22 protein-coding genes are annotated in these 23974 nt (G+C 65.2%); 12 read left to right on the top strand and 10 right to left on the bottom strand.

Going from position 1 to position 23974, the window contains the following annotated elements; genetic code table 11:
- Nucleotides 1-167: 167 nt before the first annotated feature.
- Together CH256_RS22205 and CH256_RS22200 are read left to right on the top strand one after the other, a co-directional pair.
- The gene (locus CH256_RS22205; protein WP_256989513.1) at nt 168-1100 is read left to right on the top strand and encodes a polysaccharide deacetylase family protein; all 933 of its coding nucleotides are present in this window, start codon (nt 168-170) and stop codon (nt 1098-1100) included.
- A gap of 33 nt (nt 1101-1133) precedes the next feature.
- Nucleotides 1134-1433 carry a hypothetical protein gene (locus CH256_RS22200; RefSeq protein ID WP_094670570.1) on the top strand — a complete coding sequence of 100 codons (300 nt, stop codon included), beginning with the start codon at nt 1134-1136 and terminating at the stop codon, nt 1431-1433.
- Between the two features lie 7 nt (nt 1434-1440).
- Here the strand turns inward: CH256_RS22200 and CH256_RS28730 are convergent, their stop codons facing one another.
- Both CH256_RS28730 and CH256_RS22185 read right to left on the bottom strand, forming a co-directional pair.
- Nucleotides 1441-3363, bottom strand: coding sequence for a DUF222 domain-containing protein (locus CH256_RS28730; protein WP_256989512.1), 1923 nt, complete (start codon nt 3361-3363; stop codon nt 1441-1443).
- Nucleotides 3364-3399: 36 nt separating this feature from the next.
- The gene (locus tag CH256_RS22185; protein ID WP_094670569.1) at nt 3400-5208 is read right to left on the bottom strand and encodes a multicopper oxidase family protein; all 1809 of its coding nucleotides are present in this window, start codon (nt 5206-5208) and stop codon (nt 3400-3402) included.
- 116 nt (nt 5209-5324) lie between these two features.
- Here CH256_RS22185 and CH256_RS22180 point away from each other — a divergent pair, with 116 nt between their 5' ends.
- Nucleotides 5325-6395 carry an ABC transporter ATP-binding protein gene (locus CH256_RS22180; RefSeq protein WP_094670568.1) on the top strand — a complete coding sequence of 357 codons (1071 nt, stop codon included), beginning with the start codon at nt 5325-5327 and terminating at the stop codon, nt 6393-6395.
- 49 nt (nt 6396-6444) lie between these two features.
- Here the strand turns inward: CH256_RS22180 and CH256_RS22175 are convergent, their stop codons facing one another.
- The gene (locus tag CH256_RS22175) at nt 6445-7467 is read right to left on the bottom strand and encodes an aspartate-semialdehyde dehydrogenase (protein WP_068054019.1); all 1023 of its coding nucleotides are present in this window, start codon (nt 7465-7467) and stop codon (nt 6445-6447) included.
- Nucleotides 7468-7470: 3 nt separating this feature from the next.
- Nucleotides 7471-8736 carry an aspartate kinase gene (locus CH256_RS22170; RefSeq protein WP_032395287.1) on the bottom strand — a complete coding sequence of 422 codons (1266 nt, stop codon included), beginning with the start codon at nt 8734-8736 and terminating at the stop codon, nt 7471-7473.
- Nucleotides 8737-8883: 147 nt separating this feature from the next.
- On the opposite strand from CH256_RS22170, the gene CH256_RS22165 reads away from it, so the two are divergent.
- The 3 genes from CH256_RS22165 to CH256_RS22155 all read left to right on the top strand — a co-directional run bounded on the left by CH256_RS22165 (nt 8884) and on the right by CH256_RS22155 (nt 13034).
- A complete protein-coding gene (locus CH256_RS22165) occupies nt 8884-10560 on the top strand; it encodes an FUSC family protein (protein ID WP_143536644.1) in 1677 nt (558 codons plus the stop codon).
- A gap of 151 nt (nt 10561-10711) precedes the next feature.
- Nucleotides 10712-12523 carry a 2-isopropylmalate synthase gene (gene leuA, locus CH256_RS22160; protein ID WP_068053950.1) on the top strand — a complete coding sequence of 604 codons (1812 nt, stop codon included), beginning with the start codon at nt 10712-10714 and terminating at the stop codon, nt 12521-12523.
- A gap of 133 nt (nt 12524-12656) precedes the next feature.
- Nucleotides 12657-13034: an SHOCT domain-containing protein gene (locus CH256_RS22155; RefSeq protein ID WP_094638721.1), complete on the top strand. Its 378-nt coding sequence runs from the start codon at nt 12657-12659 to the stop codon at nt 13032-13034.
- On the opposite strand, the gene CH256_RS22150 is transcribed toward CH256_RS22155, so the two are convergent.
- Entirely contained in the window at nt 13003-13914 is a 912-nt protein-coding gene (locus CH256_RS22150) for a LysR family transcriptional regulator (protein WP_094670566.1), read from the bottom strand. The genes CH256_RS22155 and CH256_RS22150 overlap by 32 nt on opposite strands.
- Nucleotides 13915-13986: 72 nt before the next feature.
- Between CH256_RS22150 and CH256_RS22145 the strand changes: the two genes are divergently transcribed.
- The 3 genes from CH256_RS22145 to CH256_RS22135 all read left to right on the top strand — a co-directional run bounded on the left by CH256_RS22145 (nt 13987) and on the right by CH256_RS22135 (nt 17047).
- Complete coding sequence (locus CH256_RS22145; protein WP_094670600.1) at nt 13987-14883, top strand: EamA family transporter; 897 nt, start codon at nt 13987-13989, stop codon at nt 14881-14883.
- 186 nt (nt 14884-15069) lie between these two features.
- On the top strand, nt 15070-16332 hold the full coding sequence (locus CH256_RS22140; protein ID WP_094670599.1) for a Mur ligase family protein: 1263 nt from the start codon (nt 15070-15072) through the stop codon (nt 16330-16332).
- On the top strand, nt 16325-17047 hold the full coding sequence (locus CH256_RS22135) for a type 1 glutamine amidotransferase (RefSeq protein ID WP_094670565.1): 723 nt from the start codon (nt 16325-16327) through the stop codon (nt 17045-17047). The genes CH256_RS22140 and CH256_RS22135 overlap by 8 nt, the downstream gene beginning before the upstream one ends.
- 32 nt (nt 17048-17079) lie before the next feature.
- Here CH256_RS22135 and CH256_RS22130 read toward each other — a convergent pair whose 3' ends face one another.
- The 4 genes from CH256_RS22130 to CH256_RS22115 all read right to left on the bottom strand — a co-directional run bounded on the left by CH256_RS22130 (nt 17080) and on the right by CH256_RS22115 (nt 19799).
- Nucleotides 17080-18087 (bottom strand): type IV toxin-antitoxin system AbiEi family antitoxin domain-containing protein, encoded by a 1008-nt coding sequence (locus tag CH256_RS22130; RefSeq protein ID WP_094670564.1) that lies wholly within the window; start codon nt 18085-18087, stop codon nt 17080-17082.
- A gap of 126 nt (nt 18088-18213) precedes the next feature.
- Nucleotides 18214-18822 (bottom strand): recombination mediator RecR, encoded by a 609-nt coding sequence (gene recR, locus CH256_RS22125; RefSeq protein WP_032379989.1) that lies wholly within the window; start codon nt 18820-18822, stop codon nt 18214-18216.
- Between the two features lie 3 nt (nt 18823-18825).
- Nucleotides 18826-19161, bottom strand: a complete 336-nt coding sequence (locus tag CH256_RS22120; RefSeq protein WP_094638725.1) for a YbaB/EbfC family nucleoid-associated protein — start codon at nt 19159-19161, stop codon at nt 18826-18828.
- Between the two features lie 206 nt (nt 19162-19367).
- Complete coding sequence (locus CH256_RS22115) at nt 19368-19799, bottom strand: hypothetical protein (RefSeq protein WP_218829150.1); 432 nt, start codon at nt 19797-19799, stop codon at nt 19368-19370.
- Nucleotides 19800-19862: 63 nt separating this feature from the next.
- Here CH256_RS22115 and CH256_RS22110 point away from each other — a divergent pair, with 63 nt between their 5' ends.
- A complete protein-coding gene (locus tag CH256_RS22110; protein ID WP_141215222.1) occupies nt 19863-20513 on the top strand; it encodes a hypothetical protein in 651 nt (216 codons plus the stop codon).
- Here CH256_RS22110 and CH256_RS22105 read toward each other — a convergent pair.
- Nucleotides 20510-20944 (bottom strand): SRPBCC family protein, encoded by a 435-nt coding sequence (locus CH256_RS22105; protein WP_068050479.1) that lies wholly within the window; start codon nt 20942-20944, stop codon nt 20510-20512. The two genes, CH256_RS22110 and CH256_RS22105, sit on opposite strands and share 4 nt — an antisense overlap.
- Before the next feature lie 257 nt (nt 20945-21201).
- On the opposite strand from CH256_RS22105, the gene CH256_RS22100 reads away from it, so the two are divergent.
- Nucleotides 21202-22647 (top strand): FAD-binding oxidoreductase, encoded by a 1446-nt coding sequence (locus CH256_RS22100; RefSeq protein WP_179272178.1) that lies wholly within the window; start codon nt 21202-21204, stop codon nt 22645-22647.
- Nucleotides 22644-23960: a class I SAM-dependent methyltransferase gene (locus CH256_RS22095; protein ID WP_094638728.1), complete on the top strand. Its 1317-nt coding sequence runs from the start codon at nt 22644-22646 to the stop codon at nt 23958-23960. Before CH256_RS22100 ends, CH256_RS22095 begins: the two co-directional genes overlap by 4 nt.
- Nucleotides 23961-23974: the final 14 nt, after the last annotated feature.

The raw sequence follows: 23974 nt of genomic DNA, 5'->3' as shown, positions 1-23974 counted from the left end.
CTGCGTCGAATCAGGCAAAAGAGGGCCGATGACAATCTCGACCGTCGGTGTTCGTGGGGCCGCATGCGCAGTCGTGGTAATCCACGCGTTCACCTCAGCCGACTGCAGCAGTGGATCCGACTCGGCGACCGCAGACAAGCTGGCACCACAGTTTGCGCTGATCGACCATGGGCAATTCCGTCGCCATGCCCCTCGCTTCTCATGGCCGCTTCGACTACTCCCCCATCGGCGATCGCCCACAGTTCGAGTGGCCGGGTGGGGCGCGCCTCGCGGTGTACGTGGCAGTCAACTGCGAGCACTTCCCGTACGACGACGGAGGGCCAGGGCTGGGCTACACACCCGGGATGGACCAGCCGAACACTTACAACTGGGGTTGGCGCGAGTACGGCAACCGGGTGGGCGGGTTCCGGATCGCGGAGACGTTGCAGCAGAGCGGTTTTCGCCCGACATTGCTCGTCAATACCGAGGTGTACGAGCATGCTCCGCAGCTGGTCGACGCCTTCCGCGCCCTCGATGCGGAGGTCGTCGCGCACGGACGAACGAACGCCGTGCAACCGAACGATCAAGACGAGGAAGCCGAACGACGCTCGATCGACGAGGTGACGACCGCCATCGAGCGCCACGAGGGAGCACCGCCTCGGGGTTGGATGAGCCCCGGCGCCAACCCCAGCCGAGTGACCGAGGACCTGCTCGCCGAACGTGGCTACGAATACACCTTGGACTGGCCCATCGATGATCAGCCGGTCTGGCTGAGGACCCGCGGTGGCCCGTTGCTCAGCGTTCCGTACCCGCACGAGGTGAACGACCTTCCGGTGTTCGTTCACCATCACCAGACCGCAGCGACGTTCGAGCGCAACATAATCGACAGTTTCGACGAACTGAAGGAGAATTCGGAGCACCAACCCGTAGTGCTCGCCATCTCTCTGCACACGTTTCTCACCGGACAGCCTTACCGACTTCGCCGGTTCCGGTCCGCCCTGCAGCACATGCTCGACAACAGCGACGGCGTCTGGTTCACCACACCGGGCGAGATCGCCACGCACTATCGCGGTCTCGTAGCTCCCTCGGACACCGGCCGTCGACCGCTGCGCGACGGATAGTCCACTGCCGGTGCCGCCAGCGACCTGGTCCACATGGATGCCTACCGAGTGTTGAAAGCCAGCCGGTCGTCGGTGAAGCAGGTCAAGGGTGCACCGATGCCCTCTCCGATCGCGGTGGTTGCTGCGGCCGTGGAAGGGTCGGTACTCGACTTCGAGTCGGAAAACCTCGGGCGGGCAGGAAAACTGCTGATGTGTGAGGTGCCTGGCCCGTCAGCGCTGATCGACAGCACCGTGCGCGCAGGGGCCAGCCCGCCGAAGCCGCGCCGAATGCCGCGCGGCTGGCGCACGGCTTCGAGAGAGGGAATGGCTTGGGCGGCCGAGTGGCGCGACTGATGTGTTGTCAGGCTGCGCGACGTTTTCGGCGGTGGTAGCTGGGGATGGGTTGTCGTGTGGGGTCGATGGATTCGGGTGGGATGGCGTAGGGGTGTCCGTCGTCGCCCATGAGCAGTTGCCAGTCGCCGTGGTGGACGAGGCGGTGGCATTCTCCGCAGACCAGCGCGAGGTTGTTCAGGTCGGTGCGGCCGCCGTGTTCCCAGAATGTCACGTGGTGGGCTTGGCACCACTGTGCGGGGCGGCCGCACATCACGCAGCATCGGTCGCGGATGGTCAGGGCGATGCGTTGGTCGTCGCTGGCGAGTCTGGTGGTGCGGCCGAGGGCGAGCGGGACGCCGTGGTGGTCGACGATGACCGGGGTGAGGTCGGCGTCGCAGGTGAGAAGTTCGGCGAAGGCGCGGCTCATCGGCCCGGTCCAGTCGAAGTGGAACGGCCAGTCGGCGTCACCGGGCTCGGGTGCAGACTTCTGCCCGCAATGGTCACCGGCACCAGTGCTGGGACCGACGCGATCGCCGCGGGGATCACCGGTCGGTGAACCGTCGCCGGCACCGCTCCCGACGTCGTGACCGCCATCAGCATCGTCGGGACCCGTGTCGGCATCGCCGGTCCGTGAACTGTCGTCGGCACCAGCACTGCTTTCGCTGACGTGGGGACCGCCGCCAGCATCACCGGTCCGTGAACTGTCACCGATGCCAGCAAGGTTCCCGCTGACGCGACGACCGGTTCCACGATCGGGACCCGCGTCGGTATTGCCGGCCCTTGAGTCGTCGCCGGCACCAGTACGGTTCCCGCTGACGCGACGACCGTTGCCACGATCGGGATCGCCCTCGGTATCACCGGTCCGTGAACTGGCATCGGCATCAGCACGGTTCCCGCTGACGCGACGACCGTTGCCACGATCGGGACCGCCCTCGGTATCTCTTGGTTGTGAGTGGCCGCCTGCACCGGATGCCGTCGAACCCGTTGTTGGCCTGTTCGATTGCGTGTGTCCGCGGTCGGCGAGCAGGTCCCGCAGCGGGACGATCAGGTGCACCGATGCCCGCGACCCGCCCGCCGATCCGCGGCCACCACCGCTCAGGTGCCGGTCGAGGATCCGATCGAGTGCATCGGCCCGCCGCTTCGACGGACCACGTAGATCGCGTTCACCACCGGGGCCGGGCTGCGGCGCGGTCAACGCCGACAGTGCGGTGAGCAGCTTCTCGGCGAGGAGTCGGTCGACGTTGCCGCCCATCTGGAAGCGGCCACTGGCAAGCGGGTGAACATCGAAACGGTTCAACTCCGGGTTCTCCGACACCGGTATCGGCGGCGGTCCAGCTGGAACAGGATCGGGCCGAGCAGGTTCGAGCTCGCCCGAGCCAGCTGCGTCACCCGCGTCAGCTCGGCTCGCACGGTCCCGCTCTTGCTCCCGCTCCTGTTTCCGCTCCTGTTCTTGTCGTTGCTTCTCGGCCTGCTCGTGGCGGGCTCTGGCGTCCTCGGCCGCGGAATGCGCCAGTGCCTGCGCGCGGGAGGCGACCTGTCCGGCGGTGCTGCGCATGGCGGTTTCGAGCAGTTCGGCTACGACAGCGTCGCGGCGTTGTTCGTCGAGGGTGGGGTCGGCGACCACCACGGTGGCGTAGCCGTCGGCGATCGCCGAGGCGTGCGCGGCGTGGATGTCACCACCTGCAAGGGCACCCAACACGCTGGGCCGGTCGGTGAGCCACTGCCCCAGCTCCATCTGACGGGCCGCGGACCCGTCGGTGATGCGCACCGATCGCGCGTACCACCGGGTCACCGACGAGTAGCCGAGTTTCATGGCCAGACCGCGGCGGTCCATTTCCGCCAGCAGCGTCAATCGCGTTGCAGCGAGCTCGTTTTCGAGGGAGGACACGCCAGCGAGCTCGGAGACCAAATCCTGGTCGCCGAGCCCGAACACATCCCCCCATGTCTTCACACCACGAAAGCTATACCCACCCACCGACAAGCTTTGTCACGGAGCGACGGTGCGGTACCTGAGCATCATTTCGTGGTCCTCGTGATCGAGCATGTGGCAGTGCCACATGTACCCCTGCAGTTCGCCGCCCCCACCCATGTCGTGTCCACCGTGCTCGCCGCCGTGGTGCGCGGCCGGCCCGGCGAAGGTGGCGTCGGGGTCGAAGCCGAGCTCGTCGGCCGTCGGGAATCCAACGAGGATCTGCGTGACGGTGCCCGGGTAGGTGTTGACGGTGTCCTTCCACCCGGCTTCCCACGCCGCCGGGGGCACCGACGGACCGGTGAGGAACTTCTCCACCGGCGGAGCCCATCGGGTACCGAATGCGGGCCTGGGGAAATCACGTTGGTAGGCGGCGAGGTCGATCGGGATGCGTCCCAGCGTCCGGAAGTGGGCCAGGTGCAGGTGAATCGGGTGCGGCTCAACCGTCGTGTTGACGATGTTCCACATCTCCACGGTCCCCTGCTTGGGCATCTCGATGTCCGGGTCCGAGTACCTCAGGTTGTTCAGGTTCATCAGCGTCATGTCCAGGTTGAGCCCACCGGACGGCTGGTTGACGGTGACCGTTCGCGTGAATGTCGCGGTCGGCAACGGCGGCAACACATCCGGCTGCCCCTTGCCACCGCGCAGCAGCGTCGGCATGCCGCCCCGGAACCCCGCCGCGGACGCGACGCGGAACTGGCAGAACATCGGCATCGGGACCGCACCGAGCGATGCCGCCTGAGCGGGTGGTGGCTCGTCGTTGAGCAGCTCGATCAGTGCGCCCGGCTCCACGGCACCGAAATCGACGAGGATGTCGGCGCGCTCGGCCGGGGCGAGTCGGATGCTGGTGGCTTCCACCGGAGCGTCGAGCAATCCCCCGTCGTTCCCGATGACCCAGAATCGAAGTCTGTTGGTGAAGAACAGGTTCCACACGCTGTACGACCCTGCGTTGACGACGCGCAGTCGGTACATTCCCCTGGCGACTTCCATCGTCGGCCAGATCTTGCCGTTGACGACGCCCACGTCTCCGGTGCCGCCGCCCTCCCATTTACCCTGCGGCACAGTGATGTTGGAACGGATACTCATGCTGCCGTCGGGGTTCATGATCTTTTCCTGCAGCACCAACGGCAGTTCGAACTCACCCGACGGCAGACCCAGCACATTGTCGGACGTACCGGTGTCCCAACGGTCCCGCACGAGGTTCATGCCGAGCAGGCCCGCGTACACGTTGATGCGCGTCATCGACATGGCGTGATCGTGGTACCAGAGTCCCGCGGCGTCGTTGAGCCCCGAGAAGTTGTGCGTCATCGACTCCCCCGGGCGCACCAGCATCTCGGAGTGACCGTCGCTCGCCGGTTCGGTGACGGCACCGTGCAAGTGCAGCGCCGTCGGTGTCATCGTGCGGTCCATCTCGCTCATGCCGTGCAGCGAGGTGTCGATGTCGGCGGCGAGCGGGTTGCCTGCGGTTGTGTTGGAGTACTTCAGTGTCCAGGGCTGGCCGGTCTGCGACTCGATGGTCGGTCCGAGGTAGTCGCACTGGCCGTATCCGAAGGTGGGCGCGGGTCGCAGATCGGCGTGGAACACGTGGGTGGAGCTGTGCGCGTCCAACGTCACCTCGGTACCGCTGATCAGCGGCAACCTGGGCAGCTCGTCCCGGAACGGCGTGAGGGGCGGTGAGTGGAACAGCAGGGGGCTCTGGCCACGAAGGAAGTCGTCGGCCATCGCGCGGCGCGTCGTCGACGCCACCGGGAGTGCAGCGGCACCAGCGGCTACTGCGGCGACGGCGAGCCCTCGAAGGGCGGTTCGCCTGGACACAGATCCGCTCACCGAGCCACCTCTCTCCTTGTTGTGATTGGGGCCATACTATGTGCCCGTCGGCTCCCGCCGTCACCCCACACTCGGATCGTCCGGCACGTTCCTGCCGGTGGAGGGATCTATCTGTCATGGCAACGATTACTTTCGAGCGCACCACCAGGCTGTTTCCGGGCTCAGACGCCCCCGCGGTGGACGAGCTCGACCTGCACATCGAGGACGGTGAATTCCTCGTTCTGGTCGGCCCGTCGGGTTGCGGAAAGTCGACGTCGCTGCGGATGCTCGCGGGGCTCGAAGAGGTCAATTCCGGTCGCATCCTCATCGGCGGCAAGGACGTCACCCACTCCGAACCCAAGGATCGCGACATCGCGATGGTGTTCCAGAACTATGCGCTGTATCCGCACATGACCGTCGCGGAGAACATGGGCTTCGCTCTGAAGTTGGCAAAGGCGAACAAGGACGACATTCGCACTCGCGTCGAGGAGGCCGCGAAGCTACTCGACCTCGAGCCGTATCTCGATCGCAAGCCCAAGGCGCTCTCCGGCGGGCAGCGGCAGCGAGTTGCCATGGGCCGCGCCATCGTTCGCCAACCCCAGGTGTTCCTGATGGACGAGCCCCTGAGCAATCTCGACGCCAAACTGCGAGTCCAGACGCGCACCCAGATCGCGCAGTTGCAGCGCCGGCTCGGGACGACGACGGTCTACGTCACCCACGATCAGGTCGAGGCCATGACGATGGGCGATCGCGTCGCCGTCCTGAAAGGTGGTGTGCTGCAGCAGTGCGCCACCCCGCGCGAGCTGTACCGGAAGCCGGTCAATGCGTTCGTCGCCGGGTTCATGGGCTCACCGTCGATGAATCTGTTCCGCGTCCCGGTCACCGACGGCGGCGTTCGCCTGGCCGATCAGGTGATACCGGTGCCGCGACAAACTCTCGGCTCGGCCACCGAGGTGATGTTCGGCATCAGGCCCGAGCACATCGAGATCGCGAGCAGCGGAATCGCTCTGGAGATCGACGTGGTCGAGGAACTCGGCTCCGAGGCCTTCGTGTTCGGCCGTGCGGACATCAACGGCCGCACCGAGACCATCGTCGCACGGGCCGATTGGCGCAGCCCACCCGAGAAGGGTGACCGCGTCCACGTCCGTATCGACGACGCGCACGCACACATCTTCGACGCCTCCGCCGAGGGTCACCGCCTGAACTGATCGTCGTGCGCGTTGTGCGTACCCCTGGGGACGCACAACGCGCACGGCGTCAGACCAGCAGCTCGGCGATCTGAATCGTGTTGAGCGCCGCGCCCTTACGCAGGTTGTCGCCCGAGACGAACAGTGCCAATCCGCGGCCCTCGGGAACACCCGGGTCCTGGCGGATCCGGCCGACGAGGGAATCGTCCGCGCCTGCGGCCTGCAACGGCGTCGGCACGTCGACCAGAGAGACGCCCGGGGCGGAGGCGAGCAGCTCACGAGCGCGTTCCACCGAGAGCGGGTTGGCGAATTCGGCATTGATCGACAGCGAGTGACCGGTGAACACGGGCACGCGGACGCAGGTGCCGCTGACCAGCAGGTCCGGCAGGCCGAGGATCTTGCGCGATTCGTTGCGCAGCTTCTGGTCCTCGTCGGTTTCGCCGGATCCGTCGTCCACCAACGCACCGGCCAGCGGCAGGACGTTGAAGGCGATGGGCGCGACGTACTTGTTCGGGGCCGGGAAATCCACCGACGAACCGTCGTGCACCAGCTTTTCGACGTCGCCGATGACGGCGCGCGCCTGGGTGGCGAGTTCTTCCACACCGGCGAGTCCGCTGCCGGACACGGCCTGGTAGCTCGAGACGATCAGGCGCTGCAGGCCTGCTTCGTCGTGCAGCACCTTGAGCACCGGCATTGCGGCCATGGTGGTGCAATTGGGGTTGGCGATGATGCCGCGCGGCGGATTCTTCGCGTCCTCGGGGTTGACCTCACTGACCACCAGCGGCACGTCCGAGTCCTTGCGGAACGCCGAGGAGTTGTCGATGACGGTGGCACCTGCTGCGGCGAAACGCGGTGCCTGCTCACGTGAGAGCGTCGCACCCGCGGAGAACAGCGCGATGTCGATTCCGGCGAGGTCTGCGGTGGAGGCGTCCTCGACGACGATCTCCTCGCCGCGGAACGGCAGCTTCTTTCCCGCCGAGCGCGCGGAGGCGAAGAATCGAACGGTGTCGGCGGGGAAGTTGCGCTCCTCCAACAGGGTTCGCATGACGGCACCGACCTGGCCGGTGGCTCCTACGACTGCAACTGTGGTCATCGTCTATCGTCCTGTTCCTGCGTGTACGACGGCTTCTTCGTCGCCGCCCAGATCGAAGGCGGCGTGCAGCGCGCGTACTGCTTCGTCGAGCTGAGTGTCACTGCACAGCACCGAGATGCGGATCTCCGAGGTGCTGATCAGGTCGATGTTGATGCCGGCGTCGGCGAGGGCCTCACAGAACGTCGCGGTGACGCCGGGGTGGCTCTTCATGCCCGCACCGACGAGGGAGACCTTGCCGATGTGGTCGTCGTAGAGCACCTGAGCGAAGCCGATCTCGGCCTGGAGCTTGGTGAGCTTCTCCACTGCCGTCGGGCCGTCGGCCTTGGGGCAGGTGAAGGTGATGTCGGTCTTGCCGGTGTCGATCTTGGACACGTTCTGCAACACCATGTCGATGTTGATCTCGGAATCTGCCACGGCGCGAAACACTTTGGCGGCGTAGCCGGGGGTGTCGGGCAAGCCGACGACGGTGACCTTCGCCTCGCTGCGATCGTGTGCGACGCCGGTGAGAATTGCTTCTTCCACTGGAATGTCCTCCATAGATCCGGAGACGATCGTTCCGGGTTTCGTGGTGTACGACGAGCGCACGTGAACAGGAACGTTGTAGCGACGCGCGTATTCGACGCAGCGCAGCATGAGCACCTTGGCACCGCAGGCAGCCATCTCCAGCATCTCCTCGAACGAGACGGTGTCGAGGTGCCGGGCGTTGGGCACGATGCGCGGATCAGCGGTGAAGATGCCGTCGACGTCGGTGTAGATCTCGCAGACGTCGGCGTTCAGGGCCGCGGCGAGCGCGACGGCGGTGGTGTCGGACCCACCGCGACCGAGCGTCGTGACGTCCTTGCTGTCCTGGCTGACGCCCTGGAATCCGGCGACGAGCACGATCGAACCCTCGTCGAGGGCGCTGCGCACGCGACCGGGGGTGACGTCGATGATCTTGGCGTTGCCGTGCACGCTGGTGGTGACGACGCCTGCCTGGGAGCCGGTGAACGACCGGGCCTCGGCACCGAGCGAGTGGATGGCCATCGCGACCAGCGCGTTGGAGATGCGTTCACCCGAGGTGAGCAGCATGTCCATCTCGCGGGCCGGCGGGGCCGGGCACACCTGCTGGGCCAGGTCGAGTAGTTCGTCGGTGGTGTCGCCCATGGCCGACACGACCACGACGACGTCGTTGCCTGCCTTCTTGGTCTCGACGATTCGTTCAGCGACGCGTCGGATACGTTCGGCGGTTCCCACCGACGATCCACCGTACTTCTGGACGATGAGAGCCACGCCTGTTTACCTCCGCTGGATAGCCGACAATCGGGCGATTGTTCCGGGGTAACCCTACCGAGCGAATGCCCCGAGCAGTGGCCCGGGTAGCTCCGAGCTGGGACTTTAGGGCGGTTCGCCTGCATACACCTGACCTAACATGTTCGGGTGACCCTTCCCGAGCACCGCCCACCCCCACCCCCACGAGGTCTGCGGGTGCTCTTCGGGCTCCCTGCCGTCGGCCGTCGCTGGCCGGGTGGACTGCGCTCGGCTCTGGCGTTCGGTATCCCCGCGATCGCGGCGTGGGTTCTCGGGTTCCACACCGAGGCCCTGCTGGTGGTCTCGGGCAGTTTCGCCGTCATCTACGGCGAGGGGCGTCCCTATCGTTCGCGTTGGTGGGTCGTCCTGACCGCGGGCGGCGCACTGGTGGCGTCGGTGTGGCTCGGGGCGACGGCCGGGCAGGTGGCGCTCGATCTCGGGAGTACCGGATGGGCGCAGATGATCCCGGTGACCCTGCTCTCGCTCCTGGCTCTCGTGGCGGTCTACGTCATCGCTGCGCTGCGACTCGGACCGCCGGGTGCGTTCTTCTTCGTGCTGGTGTGCGCGGTGTCGTCGTACATCCCCGGGGCCGGCATCGGCGCCGTTCACGGAGCGGTCTGCGCGGCGATCGGCGTCGCGTCGGCGCTGCTGGTGTCGATGTCCGGGGTGCTGTGGGATCCGCGAGGACCCGAGCGCGAGGCCGTCGGAGCCGCGGTGGGCGCGATCGAGAAATACACGAGCTCGCCGACGCCGTCTGCCGCCGATCGTCACGTCGCGGCCGCGCGTCTGCACGCAGCCTGGGCCGCCGTGTACGACGCCGGTGCTGCACGGTTGTCGTCGAGGCCGGTGCTGGTGCAGAGGCTGTTCGACGCCCATCGGGCGTTCGCGGCCACTACCTCTCGAGGCATGGATGCCGACCAGGCAGTCGACTCGGTGCCGGATCAGCTGCCGCTGGCGAGGCCGAGCATCGCCTACCGGTTGCGGCGCTCGCTGCACCGGGATTCACACGCATCGTCCACGGCGATCAGGGTCTTCTGCGCGGCAGCGGCGGCAGGCGGGATCAGCGTCGCGCTGGATCTGAGCCGACCGGACTGGGCGATCCTCGGTGCCGTCCTGGTGCTGCAACAGGGTCCCGACCGGGTGCACGGCACCTATCGCGGCCTGCAGCGGCTCGGCGGAACCCTCGCGGGGGTGGCCCTGTTCTCCGCCATCTTCCTCTCGCCGCTGACCGGTCTGGCCGTCATCGTGGTGTTGATGGTGTTGCAGTTCGCGATCGAGGTGTCGGTGGCGCGCAACTACGGGTTGGCCGTCACGTTCATCACTCCGCTCGCCCTGCTGATGGGGACACTGACACATCCGGGAGCTGTGCTGGAGGACATCGTCGTGGACCGGATCGTGGAAACCACGGTGGGCGTCGCTCTGGCCTTCGCTGCGCTGTGGCTGCTGCTTCCCGGGGCGTTCAGGCGCGCATTGCAGTGGTCCGACGGCCGAGTCCTGACGCTCAGCGCCGATCTGCTGACGGTGTTGCGCACCGAGGACGTGGCCGGATCGAGCGCTCTCACCGCCCGGCGCGACGTCCAGTTCGAGCTGGTCGGGTCCGCGTTGGCCGGTGCCGAGGCCGCACACAACGATCGGCGGTGGGCTCATCGGGTGTGGTCGCAGCATGCCGAGGTCGATCGCCTCGGGTACGAACTCCTCGCGCACTGCTGGACGATCACCGCCGTCGGACGAATGAATGACATCGGGCACTGGCAACGCAGAGTCGATGCAGCAACTGCAGAATTCCACTCGTCAACCCTGGGGTAGGCGGTCGGCGCGCGGTAGTACACTCAGCCCATGCTGCGAGCTCTCCTTCTTAACAGCCGCGACGGGGTCTGAGACCAGACTGGCTTCCCGTCGCGGGGTTCGTTGCGCCGGTCGAACACATTGCTCTGATCTGTACGGAGAGACGAAGACCATGTCACCAGCCGACGCATTCACCTCGGGAACTCGCACCATCACCCCGCCCTCGCGGCCCGCACCAAGCGACCAGCCCGCCTGGAACACCCAGAAGAACTCCTCGATGCCGACCTACCGTTACCGGCCGTTCGCCGAGGAGGTCGAGCACGTCACCCTTCCCGACCGCACGTGGCCGGACAAGATCATCGACCGCACCCCGCAGTGGTGCGCCGTCGATCTGCGCGACGGCAACCAGGCGCTGATCGATCCGATGAGCCCGGCCCGCAAGCGCCGCATGTTCGACCTGCTGGTTCGCATGGGCTACAAGCAGATCGAGGTCGGCTTCCCGTCGGCCAGTCAGACCGACTTCGACTTCGTCCGCGAGATCATCGAGGACGGCGCGATCCCCGACGACGTCACCATCCAGGTGCTGACGCAGTGCCGTCCCGAGCTGATCGAGCGCACCTTCGTCGCGTGCGAGGGTGCCCGCAGCGTCATCGTGCACTTCTACAACTCGACGTCCATCCTGCAGCGCCGAGTGGTGTTCCGGGCCGAGCGTGACGTCATCAAGAAGATCGCCACCGACGGTGCCCGCAAGGTCCTCGAAGAAGCAGCCAAGTTCCCCGATACCGACTGGCGCTACGAGTACTCCCCCGAGTCCTACACCGGCACCGAACTGTCCTACGCCAAAGAGGTGTGCGACGCGGTCACCGCGATCATCGATCCCACTCCCGCCAAGCCGCTGATCCTGAATCTGCCTGCGACAGTCGAGATGGCGACACCCAACGTCTATGCCGACTCGATCGAGTGGATGAGCCGCAACCTCGATCGGCGCGACAGCATCGTACTGTCACTGCACCCGCACAACGACCGCGGAACCGGTGTTGCCGCAGCAGAACTCGGCTACCAGGCCGGTGCGGATCGCATCGAGGGCTGCCTGTTCGGCAACGGCGAGCGCACCGGCAACGTCTGCCTGGTCACGCTCGGGTTGAACCTGTTCACCCGCGGTGTCGATCCGCAGATCGACTTCTCCAACATCGACGAGGTCCGTCGAACCGTGGAGTACTGCAACCAACTTCCCGTCGCCGAGCGTCACCCCTACGGCGGCGACTTGGTCTACACCGCCTTCTCCGGCAGCCACCAGGACGCCATCAACAAGGGCCTGGACGCGATGAAAGTCACTGCGGACGAACAGGGTTCGGACATCGGAGACGTCACCTGGCAGGTCCCGTATCTGCCCGTCGACCCGAAGGACGTCGGTCGCACCTACGAGGCCGTCATTCGCGTCAACTCGCAGTCCGGCAAGGGCGGCGTCGCGTACATCATGAAGTCCGATCACGGCCTGAACCTGCCGCGTCGACTCCAGATCGAGTTCTCCCAGGCCGTCCAGCGCATCACCGACGGTGAGGGCGGCGAGGTCTCGCCCAAGGAGATGTGGGACGTCTTCGCCGAGGAGTACCTGACCCCGATCCGCCCCCTCGAGCGCATCAAGCAGTCGGTCATCGCGGCCGAGCACGACGGTGGCACCGACACGATCACCGCGACGGTCAAGGTCGACGGCGTGGAGCAGGAGATCTCCGGATCCGGCAACGGCCCCCTCGCCTCGTTCGTCGACGCACTGTCCACCATCGGATACGACGTCAGCGTCCTCGACTACTCCGAGCACGCCATGTCCGCCGGCGACGACGCCCAGGCCGCGGCCTACGTCGAGGCCTCGGTCACCTCTCCTGCCGGTGTCGCCACCACCGTCTGGGGCGTCGGCATCGCGACGTCGATCACCACCGCGTCACTGCGTGCCGTGGTGTCGGCTGTGAACCGCGCACTGAAATAGATTCTCTGCTCGACGAAAAGCCGCCCATATCATCACGAATGGGCGGCTTTTCGCTGTCTATCGACGCTCAGCTGGTACGCCGCGTGCGACAATGAACCTGCCGTCGGGGCACTTTAGGGAATGGAAGTTCGCCATGGATTCTTTCTGGGATTTTCTCTGGCTTCTCATCGTCGGTTTCGCATTCGTGGCTTACCTCATGGTGATGCTGTCGATCATCGGAGACCTCTTCCGAAACCACAAAGCATCCGGGCTCGTGAAAGCCGCGTGGGTGCTCTTCCTCATCATCGCGCCGTTCTTCACCGCGCTGATCTACCTCATCGTGAACGGCGGCAACATGGCCGAGCGTCAGGTTGCCGCCCTGCAGCACGCCAAGGACCAGCAGGAGAACTACATCAAAGAAGTGGCCGGTCGGTCCGCATCGGAGGAGATCGCACACGCAAAGACGTTGCTGGACAACGGAACCATCGATCAGGACGAGTTCAGGACGCTGAAGGCCAAAGCTCTGTCCTGAGGTCTGCCTCCGCCCGGAACGCGTCGAGCACGGCCGCGATCGCCGGTAGGCGTCGAGCGTCGGGCCTGGTCGCAAGTTCGTAGATGCGCCCGGCCCGAACACCCGATAACTCTCGACGCACCAGACCGGGATGCACCACGGCGTACCGCGGCATCAGTGCCACGCCGTGACCGGCCGCCACCAACACCTCGGTGACGCGAAAATCGTTCACGCGCTGAGCCACTCGGGGTTCGACGCCGGTGGCCGCGGCTACCGAGAGCAGCACGTCGTCGACCGGGAATCCGCCGCGAACACTGATCCATCGTTCGTCGACCAGATCCCTGAGGTCTATCGATTCGTGTTGCGCCAAACCATGACCGGGCGGGAGCACCAGATCGATCGGCTCACGCATCAAGGTCGTCACTTCGATGCGCGGGCCTGCGGTCGACGGGGCTCGCTCGTCGCGGTGGGTGAGCACCACGTCGTAGTCGGCCAACAGTTCCGGCACCGAGGATGCAGGAAGGTCCTCGTCGCGTGCCTCGATGTCGACGTCCGAGTTACCCAACCGCGTCAGCACCCCGGGCAGCAGCAGGGCAGCACCGGACGGGAACAACGCGACTCGGACGCGTCCCCGCGGGGACGCACGGTACCGATCCATCTCGGCTCTAGCGCGGCTGACCGCAGCGAGCACCTCGTCGGTACGCAGCACCAGAGCACGTCCCGCGTCGGTCAGTCGGAGCCGGCGACCGTCCGGTTCGAGGAGCGTCACACCCGCTTCCCTGGCCAGCAGCTTGAGTTGCTGGGATACCGCCGAGGGGGTCATCGACATCGCGTCGGCCACCGCTGCGCCAGTTCCACGGTCGGCGAGTTCCGCAAGGATCCGCAGCCGCTCCACGTTCATGCAGTAAATCTTAACTGTTGATGCGGATATATTCGATTGTGCTGATCATTCGCAGCGGACACGATGGACGCCATGACCACTCGCGACCGCCTCCTCGGATTGACCGTCGCCGTGCTGTGGGGACTGAACTTCCTCGCCATTCGCGTCGGACTCGATCATTTTCCGCCGTTCTTCTTCGGCGCATTGCGCTTCCTGGTCATCGCCATCCCGGTCGTCCTGTTCGTCCCGAGGCCGAAAGTGCCGCTGAAGTGGTTGCTGCTCTACGGCTCCGGGTTCGGATTTCTGCAATTCGCCTTCCTGTTCGCGGCGATGGCAGCAGGCATGCCCACCGGATTGGCGTCACTCGTGCTGCAGTCGTCCGCCCCGTTCACCGTTGTGCTCGGCGCTGTTCTGCTGCGCGAACACGTCTCTCGCAGACAGGCGATCGGCATCGCGGTCGCCGTCCTCGGCATGGTCCTGATCGGATGGGACCGCGCTCAGAACGCCTCCCTGCTTCCGGTGATCCTCACCCTCCTCGCCGGCCTCGGCTGGGCGTTCGGCAATCTGGGAAACCGACTCGCCAAGTCCGATTCGCCGATGACGCTGATGCTGTGGATGACCGTCGTTCCGCCGCTGCCGATGCTGGCGCTGTCCGCGATCTTCGAGGGCCCGAGCACCGGCTGGCATGCGCTGACGGAGTCGTTCGGTCCGCAAGGCTGGCCAGGGTTGGTCGCGTTGGCCTACATCGTGATTCCCGCCACCATCATCGGCAGCGGTCTCTGGAGCATCCTGATGAGCCGCAACCCCGCCGGACTGGTCGCGCCGTTCTCGCTGATGGTTCCCGTCGTCGGGATCGCCGGTGCCTGGATATTCCTGGGCGAGAACCCGTCCGTGCTCGCACTGATCGGTGGCGTCGTCGTGATCAGCGGATGCCTCGGCGGCATGGCCGTGCGACGGTCGGTCGAAGTTCGGGAGAAAGCACCGGTGTGAGAGGCGGGAGTGGAGCCTGCGGAATGACCCAATAGGGCGGGAGTGGAGCCTGCGGAACGACCCGGGGGTCGCGGGAGTGGAGCCTGCGGAACGACCCGGGGGTAGCGGGAGTGGAGCCTGCGGAATGACCGAGGGGTAGAAACCGCCGACGTGAAACTGCACGCTCTTCTGTGCCAGACTCGGCGGATGGTTGAAGTGGGTGAGCGCAGACGTATCGGTGCACGTGGCCGTGTGGCACTGCGCGCGGCGGAGCTGGCGACCTGGGCGTCTCGCAAGGCGGGTCGGGGCAAGGGCTCGATGATCGGCGGACTCGTCGCCCTGAAGATCGATCCGAACATCCTCGGCGGGCTCGGTCACGGACGACGAACCGTCATCGTCACCGGCACCAACGGCAAATCCACCACCACGCGTATGACGGCCGCTGCCCTTGCCACCCTCGGTGACGTCGCCACCCAGGCCGACGGCGCGAACATGGATGCCGGCATCGTCGCGGCCCTGCACGCTCACTTCGATGCCGAACTGGCTGCTCTCGAGGTCGACGAACTGCACGTCCCCCATGTCTCCGACGAGGTGGAACCGGCGGCTATCGTGTTGCTCAACCTCAGTCGCGATCAGCTCGACCGCGTGGGCGAGATCAACATGATCGAACGCAAGCTGCGCGCCGGACTGGCCCGGCATCCCGAGACCGTCGTCATCGCCAACTGCGACGACGTCCTCGTCACGTCGGCAGCATTCGACGCACCGAACGTCGTCTGGGTCGCGGCCGGCGGCGGATGGGCCGGCGATTCGGTCAGCTGCCCGCGCACGGGCGAACCCATCCTGTGGGAGGGCGAGCACTGGTACAGCACCGGCAGCGACTTCAAGCGCCCGACGCCGGACTGGTGGCTCGACGACGAGAATCTCTACGGGCCCGACGGACTCGTCCTGCCGATGACGTTGTCACTGCCAGGTAAAGCCAACCGCGGCAACGCAGCTCAGGCCGTGGCCGCCGCAGTGACCCTCGGCGCGAGCGCGGAAGGTGCCGTCGCCGCCGCGTCGAGCGTCGACGAAGTAGCCGGACGCTACTCCACCATCCAGTACGGATCTCATTCCGTCAGAATGCTTCTCGCGAAAAACCCTGCCGGCTGGCAGGAGGCGCTGTCGATGATCGACCCCACCTGCGACGGGCTCGTCATCGCCGTCAACGGTCAGGTTCCCGACGGCGAAGACCTGTCGTGGTTGTGGGACGTCCGCTTCGAGCATTTCGAGAACGTGGCCGTCGTCGCCGCCGGCGAACGTGCAACCGACCTCGGAGTTCGCCTGCTCTACGCGGGTTCGCAGCACACCACCATCGCAGATCCGTTGCAGGCCATCGCGTCCTGTCCGCCGGGCCGCGTCGAAGTGCTCGCCAACTACACCGCGTTCCGCGATCTCGGGCGCGCGCTGGCACGTGAGGTGAAAGATGTCTGAGTCCACCGTCCGCATCGGTCTGGTCCTGCCCGACGTGATGGGCACCTATGGCGACAACGGCAACGCGCTCATTCTGCGGCAGCGGCTTCGGATGCGAGACATCGACGCCGAGGTCGTGCAGATCACCCTCAGCGATCCGGTTCCCGATTCACTCGACGTGTACACCCTTGGTGGAGCCGAGGATTCGGCGCAGCGCCTGGCGACGCGTCACCTCACCCGATACCCCGGACTACAGAACGCCGCTGCTCGCGGAGCGCCCGTGCTGGCCATCTGCGCCGCGATCCAGGTCCTCGGCCACTGGTACGAGACCTCCGCAGGCGAACGCGTCGACGGCATCTCGCTCTTCGACGTCACCACCGCACCGCAGGCGACGCGTTCGATCGGTGAAGTCGTCACCGAACCCGCGCTCGAAGGACTCACTCAGAAGCTCACCGGTTTCGAGAACCACCGCGGCGGAACGACTCTCGGCCTGGATGCGTCGCCGTTGGCCAAGGTCACCCACGGTGTCGGCAACGGTGTCGGCAACGGTGTCGGCGACGGACGCGAAGGCGTCGTGCAGGGTTCTGTGATCGGCACGTACATGCACGGCCCGGTACTCGCCCGGAACCCGGAATTGGCGGACTACTTGTTGGAGCGTGCCTTGGGCACCACTCTCGCTCCCCTCGAGCTTGCCGAGGTTGCGCAGTTACGTAAAGAGCGGCTGCGCCGCACGTGAATGAAAACTCGTAGCCCACTACGAATTTCCACTCACAAGGCGCAACGTTCGCACGGGTACGACGCGTCGTCCCAACCCTCTCTGACCAGCACCTCGCGGACCTCGCGGTACACACCGCACGGGTCGTCGGTCACTTCGTGCCAGCCGTACATCAACCGCGGCAGGTTCCTCAGCTCCGCAGCATTGTCACGCCTGCGATCGCGAAATCGCCGCTGCTTGGCAGAGTGGAAGGCCTGGCCGTCCAGCCTGACGATGAGGTCGCAGATCTGATAGCGAATGTCCTCGAAAAGCTGTCGGCCGTCAACGAATACCGGGGCCTGCCGCTGCCCGACCGGCAGACCGTGTGCCTGCTCGACGTCGAGTACATAACGGTGTTCGAGTGCAGAATGGACTCCGTCGCGCATGAGAGCCAGCGTGTGCAAAATCGGTTTGAGGTAGCGCATCGGTCGCCGGACTTCGACCTTGCTCGTCATGGCTGAGACGTTCACGCCACCCGAAGACATCGCCGAGACCAATGTGGTCGTCGCTTGCCTCGACGTCGGCTCTGCGACAACGAGATCGAGGACCGTATCGACGGTGCTCGTTCGAGCCGGATTCGTCTCGACACCGATGTGTCCCATGGCTCGGGAACGGTGGACCACTACCCCGGGATGGATTTGTTCGTTGCTTTCCGAGGTGAAGTTCTGCTTGGCGTGCCTCATCGTCAGCGGCTTGCTGGTGGCCGAGCATCCGTACGGAACGGTGACGTGAACCGGGCCTGCCGCAGGCCGAACCCACCCCCATTCCTCCGCGGCGGTGGTGTGACTGAGCAACGCTCCCCGCCCTGCGTACAGCAGCGCTGCAGACAATTGCATCTCACGAGTCAGCGGCCCATTGGTCACCGAGACGACTCCACGAAACACTCTCAGCCACTGCCCGGTTTCCACGTAGTGGTTGATCGAATCCTTGTTGACGCCGAAAGCATGCATCTGTTTCGTGGTGATGATTCCGTGCTGCTCGTCCAATAATCGCTGCCAGGTACCCGCTGGTCTTGTCCTCATGGACCTCAGGATGGCCGGTTTCCAGCGCCCACGTCAGAATCTATCCACAGGGTGTGCACAACTCCGGGTCGTGAGTGGAAACTCGACCCCTGCTACGAGGTTTCGTGCACGTGCGGCGAAGCCGCTCTACATGCGCCGACGCCCCGTCAACGCGCGCCCCAACGTCAACTCATCAGCGAATTCGAGGTCTCCGCCCATGGGCAGGCCAGAGGCGAGGCGAGTGATGGCCAGGCCGGGGAAGTCACGCATCATGCGGACCAGATACGTGGCAGTGGCTTCGCCCTCGGTGTTGGGGTCGGTGGCGATGATGACTTCGGTGACGTCGACGCCGTCGTCCTGGGTTCCGACGCGGGTCAACAACTCTCGGATTCGGAGCTGATCCGGCCCCACTCCGTTCAGTGGGTCGAGCGCTCCGCCGAGTACGTGGTAGCGGCCCTTGAACTCTCGTGTACGTTCCACGGCCTGGACATCTTTGGGCTCTTCGACGACGCAGATCATCGATCTGTCACGACGTGAGTCCGCGCAGATTCGACATAGTTCCTTGTCCGAGACCGTGCCGCAGACGATGCAGAACTGCACACCGTCGCGAATGCGCTGCAGCGCGCGCATGAGCCGATCCACCTCGGGAGGTTCGACGCCCAGGAGGTGAAAAGCTATGCGCTGAGCGCTCTTCGGACCGACTCCGGGAAACTTGCCGAGTTCGTCGATCAGATCCTGTACGGGACCTTCGTACACCGCTCAGAACCCGGGAAGGCCGGGCATGCCTCCGAGACCACCAGCGAGGGGGCCCATCTTCTCGCTCGCGACGGCCTGAGCCGCGCGAGACGCATCGGCGATCGCGCCGATCACCAGGTCCTGCAGAGTCTCGACGTCGCTCGGGTCTACGACCTTGGGGTCGATGGTCAGTCCGACCACCTCACCGGTTCCCTTGACGGTGGCGACCACGAGGCCACCGCCCGCCTGGCCGGTCACTTCGGTTTCCGCGATCTCGGCCTGCGCCGCCATCAGCTGCTGCTGCATCTGCTGGGCCTGCTGCAGGATCGATGCCATGTCGGGCTGTTCACCGGGTTGCACTGTGTCGTCCTCTCGCGTGGGTCGAAGCGAACACCAGCGTAGCCGCACCTTGGATCGCTGTGATTCACTGCGCGTCGAATCGACCTACCGACCTGAGTGTCCACAATTTCGCGGCAGACACGGGATCGCGCCTGCGGTGACGAATGGTGGACACTCAGCGCAGTGCCTTCCGGCGATGCCGCACGGTTCGCCCTCGGAAACGAGGATCAGCGTTGCTCCGCGCGATGGTCGTATCCGGCGGGGAGCAGTTCGCCGGCAAGAACGCTGACGAGGCCGTCGGGCAAATCGATGATAACGCGCATCAGGGGATAGAGGTCGGCGAAGATCTGACGATCCTTACCGCACGGGCTCTTCACCCCGCGCCCGTGGTTGCCGACCGCCACGATGTGCGTCGGCTCGGTCGCACCGGCCGCCCGAGCCGCGGCAAGCGCGACTGTCTCTGCGCACGGGCCACCGGTGAAGTGATAGAGATTCACCCCGGCGAAGGTTCGGCCGTCCGCCACTCTCACCGCCGCACCCATCGTGTGGATGCCGTCCTCATCAGGTCCCGCATCCGTCGACGAATCGATTGTCTGCCTGGCCAGTTCGACCAGCGTCCGATCCCTGTCGGTCGCGGGTTGTGCGGAAGAGAAGGACACGATGCGATTCTAGAGCCCCGCGCCTGAACATCTGTCAATACTGAGCGCACGTAGTCTTGCGGAATGGATCAGCCTGCGAGCCCCTCCCCTCGCAAGCGTCGGGTGACGCCTCAGACCATGGCCGAGGCGGGTATTGCGCTGACGCTGCCGAAGGTGTCGGTGAAGTCGGTGGCCGAAAGCCTGGGCGTGTCGATCGTCGCGATCTACAACAACATCGACGATCTTTGTTCACTCAAGGCCCTCGTGGCGGAGGAGATTCTACGCAGGTGGTCGCCGCCGCTTCCCGGTGACGACGAATCGATGCACGACGCGTTGCTGGCCCTCGCGTCCGCGATGCGCGAGCTGGTTCACTCCAACCCGGGTATCGCGGAGTATCTGATCGGCCTGACTCCCAGCTCGATCGACGCCATCCGTATGGCCGACTCGGTGCAGACGCGCTATCGAACTCGATACGACCTCACTCCGAAGCAGGCGACGTGGGCTGTCATCACCGTCTGCGAGCATGCGCTTGCCTTGGCCGAGATGGTCTACAACTCTGCTCGACGCGATCGTGAGTACGACGACGCGATCGCGGCGCGCACCGACCTGGACACACTGCCGGGGGCCTACGACACGGTCGACCGTGGACCCGACGGGATGTTCCTGTGGTCGATGCGCACCGTGGTCGTCGGAACACTCGAGCTCATCGAGGCCCCCGACTTCGAGCAGGCCTAGATCAACTCGCGGCGCAGGTTCTCCAGCGTCGCGGCCTGGATCTTCTTCAGTCCCAGCGGTGCGAAGGTCTTCTCGAAGAATCCGCCGATGCCGCCTGCGCCCTTCCACTCCGTCGTCGTGGTGACCGTGGTGCCCGCGCCGTCCGGGGCGACCGACCACGTGGTGACCATGGAGGAATTGGCGTCGCGTTCGGTGATGGTCGATCCGGCGACGGTGACGGTCGCGGCGACGTTGCGCACTCGCTTCTCGGTGGCCTGCAGGGTCCACGTGGCCACGGTTCCGTCTCCTTGCCCGCCCTGGACCACCTCGTAGTCGCGGTACTGCTCGGGGAGGATGCGTGGGCGCACCGTCTCGTAGTCGGCGAGCGCAGCGAGCACTCGATCCGGTGTGGTGGCGATGGTGGCGGAACTGGATGCACTGACCTGAGCCACGGAAACGTTCTCCTTCGATAGCGAACGGGATGTGCGTCCATACTGCCTCGCCGCGCACGCGCGGCAGGCATCCCGCCGGACGGTGTGTGATGTGCTTCACACACGTAAATCTCATCCCGCAAAACACATGCATGGCGCAACCATTTGTCCGATTTACTCCGATTCTCCGCGGAGATTCGGCAACAGTTGCGTGAAGTTTCACCGGTCGGACGCCGATGCCGGTGGATACCACGCGGTACGAGATATAGCGTCTGAGTGTGGCTTCAGTGAATGCTCTTCTCGGACGACGGCCAGAACCGAGGGAGAGCGGTTACGCAGCGCACCGGTCGGGTGTCGAGCAGCTGCTTCGCAGCTATCGCGCAATTCCCGCCGATGCGACGGTGCGTCTGGCGAAGAAGACGTCCAACCTGTTCCGGGCCAGGACGACCACCACCACACCGGGGCTCGACGTGTCGGGCCTGAGCAAGGTCATCACCGTCGATCCCGCCTCGCGCACAGCAGATGTCGCCGGAATGTGCACCTACGAGGACCTGGTCGACGCGACGCTTCCCTACGGCCTGGCACCCCTCGTCGTCCCGCAGCTCAAGACGATCACCCTCGGCGGAGCCGTCACCGGACTCGGCATCGAGTCCACGTCGTTTCGTAGCGGACTCCCCCACGAATCGGTGCTCGAGATCGATGTCCTCACCGGCAGCGGCGAGATCGTCACCGCAACACCGGAGGGCGAACACGCGGATCTCTACTGGGGCTTTCCCAACTCGTACGGAACCCTCGGCTACTCCACTCGGCTGAAGATCCAGCTCGAACCCGTGTTGCCGTATGTCGCGTTGCGCCACCTGCGATTTCACGATCTCGACACCTTGCAGTCCACGATGGACCGCATCGTCGAGCAGCGCGAGTACGACGGCATCGAGGTCCAGTACCTCGACGGCGTGGTCTTCAGCGCCGACGAAAGCTACCTCACCCTCGGCGTCCAGACCGACGAACCGGGACCGGTCAGCGACTACACCGGTGCCGACATCTTCTACCGATCGATCCAGCACGCGTCGGATACACCCAAGACCGACCGCCTCACCATTCACGACTACCTGTGGCGCTGGGACACCGATTGGTTCTGGTGCTCCCGAGCGTTCGGAACTCAGAACCCGAGAATTCGACGGTTCTGGCCGCGCAAGTACCGGCGCAGTAGTTTTTACTGGAAGCTCATCGGTCTCGACCGTAAGTACGACATCGGCGATCGACTCGAGAAGCGCAAAGGAAATCCGCCGCGCGAACGCGTCGTGCAGGATGTCGAGGTTCCGATCGAACACACCGCAGGCTTCGTGGCGTGGTTCCTCGACAACATCCCGATCGAGCCGTTGTGGTTGTGTCCCTTACGTCTTCGCGAGCCCGCAGCACCGGGCGCGAATCCGGCCAGGCCGTGGCCGCTGTACCCACTCGAACCCAAACGCACCTACGTCAACATCGGATTCTGGTCTTCGGTCCCGATCGTTGCAGGCGAACCCGAGGGTGCCGCGAACCGCGGCATCGAGAAGAAGGTCACCGAGTTCGACGGGCATAAATCGCTGTACTCGGACGCTTATTACACCGAACATGAATTCGCCGTTCTGTACGGCGGCGATCGATACGAAGTGTTGAAGAAGAAATACGATCCCGAATCCCGATTGTTGGATTTGTACTCGAAGGCGGTGCAACGCAGATGACGACGTTCAAGGACTCCGGCAATCGCACGGTGAACGGTGCCCAGAAGCTCAAGATCTCCGAGATTCTCGAACTGATCTCCGACGGCAACATCCCACTGCGCTTCACCGCTTACGACGGCAGCACCGCAGGACCCGAGGACGCGAGAATCGGCCTCAACCTCAAGAGCCCCCGCGGAACCACCTATCTCGCAACCGCTCCCGGCGATCTCGGCATGGCGCGCGCATACGTCTCGGGCGATCTCGAAGCAACGGGAGTCCATCCGGGCGACCCCTACGAGCTGCTGGCGCTGATGGGCGACGAGCTGCACTTTCGTCGCCCCTCGGCGATGACACTGACATCGATTGCCCGTTCGCTCGGCTGGGATGTGTTGCGGCCCATCGCTCCCCCACCCCAGGAAGCAATCCCGAGGTGGCGTCGCATCGCAGAAGGTCTGCGTCACTCCAAGACTCGCGATGCCGAAGCGATCCACCATCACTACGACGTGTCCAATGCCTTCTACGAGAAGGTACTCGGCCCCTCCATGACGTACACCTGCGCGGCGTTCGAGAGCGCCGATCAGTCGCTGGAAGCCGCACAGGAGAACAAGTATCGCTTGGTGTTCGACAAGCTCGGCCTGCAACCGGGTGATCGCCTGCTCGACATCGGCTGCGGTTGGGGCTCGATGGTGCGCTACGCCGCCCGCCGCGGAGTGAAGGTGATCGGTGTGACGCTCTCCCAGGAGCAGGCGTCGTGGGCACAGCAGGCCATTGCCGACGAGGGCCTGTCAGAGTTGGCCGAGGTGCGCTTCTCGGACTATCGCGACGTCCCCGAGACCAACTTCGACGCCATCTCATCCATCGGACTGACCGAGCACATCGGCGTGCACAACTACCCGTCGTACTTCACGTTCATCCAGTCGAAGCTGCGCGACGGCGGCCGGCTGCTCAACCACTCGATCACCCGGCCGGACAATCGCGCGCACGCCAAGGCCGGCAGCTTCATCGACCGGTACGTCTTCCCCGACGGGGAGCTCACCGGATCGGGCCGCATCATCACCGAGATCCAGGACGTCGGACTCGAGGTTAGGCACGAGGAGAACCTGCGCGAGCACTACGCCCTGACGCTGGCCGGCTGGTGCCGGAACCTCGTCGAGAACTGGGACGCCTGCGTGGCCGAAGCCGGTGAGGGAACAGCCCGCGTCTGGGGCCTGTACATGGCCGGGTCTCGTCTGGGCTTCGAGCGCAATGTGGTTCAGCTGCACCAAGTTCTGGCCGTCAAACTCGGACCGAAGGGACAGGCCGACGTCCCCCTGAGGCCTTGGTGGAACGGCTGACGCTTGTGAGCGAA

Source organism: Rhodococcus sp. 05-2254-6 (assembly GCF_002258565.1).
Classification (GTDB): Bacteria; Actinomycetota; Actinomycetes; order Mycobacteriales; family Mycobacteriaceae; genus Rhodococcoides.
The sequence above is the reverse complement of the archived record's forward strand: the minus strand, read 5'-3'. Positions and strand labels throughout refer to the sequence as shown.

Bases quoted from the DNA above. Each gene is read 5' to 3' on its own strand.
- CH256_RS22110 (WP_141215222.1), top strand. From the start codon at position 19,863: ATGGATCAGCCTGCGAGCCCCTCCCCTCGCAAGCGTCGGGTGACGCCT.
- CH256_RS22095 (WP_094638728.1), top strand. From the start codon at position 22,644: ATGACGACGTTCAAGGACTCCGGCAATCGCACGGTGAACGGTGCCCAG.
- CH256_RS22180 (WP_094670568.1), top strand. From the start codon at position 5,325: ATGGCAACGATTACTTTCGAGCGCACCACCAGGCTGTTTCCGGGCTCA.
- CH256_RS22130 (WP_094670564.1), bottom strand. From the start codon at position 18,087: ATGAGGACAAGACCAGCGGGTACCTGGCAGCGATTATTGGACGAGCAG.
- CH256_RS22145 (WP_094670600.1), top strand. From the start codon at position 13,987: ATGACCACTCGCGACCGCCTCCTCGGATTGACCGTCGCCGTGCTGTGG.
- leuA (WP_068053950.1), top strand. From the start codon at position 10,712: ATGTCACCAGCCGACGCATTCACCTCGGGAACTCGCACCATCACCCCG.
- CH256_RS22140 (WP_094670599.1), top strand. From the start codon at position 15,070: ATGGTTGAAGTGGGTGAGCGCAGACGTATCGGTGCACGTGGCCGTGTG.
- CH256_RS22135 (WP_094670565.1), top strand. From the start codon at position 16,325: ATGTCTGAGTCCACCGTCCGCATCGGTCTGGTCCTGCCCGACGTGATG.
- CH256_RS22200 (WP_094670570.1), top strand. From the start codon at position 1,134: ATGGATGCCTACCGAGTGTTGAAAGCCAGCCGGTCGTCGGTGAAGCAG.
- CH256_RS22175 (WP_068054019.1), bottom strand. From the start codon at position 7,467: ATGACCACAGTTGCAGTCGTAGGAGCCACCGGCCAGGTCGGTGCCGTC.
- CH256_RS22205 (WP_256989513.1), top strand. From the start codon at position 168: ATGGGCAATTCCGTCGCCATGCCCCTCGCTTCTCATGGCCGCTTCGAC.
- CH256_RS22150 (WP_094670566.1), bottom strand. From the start codon at position 13,914: ATGAACGTGGAGCGGCTGCGGATCCTTGCGGAACTCGCCGACCGTGGA.
- CH256_RS22155 (WP_094638721.1), top strand. From the start codon at position 12,657: ATGGATTCTTTCTGGGATTTTCTCTGGCTTCTCATCGTCGGTTTCGCA.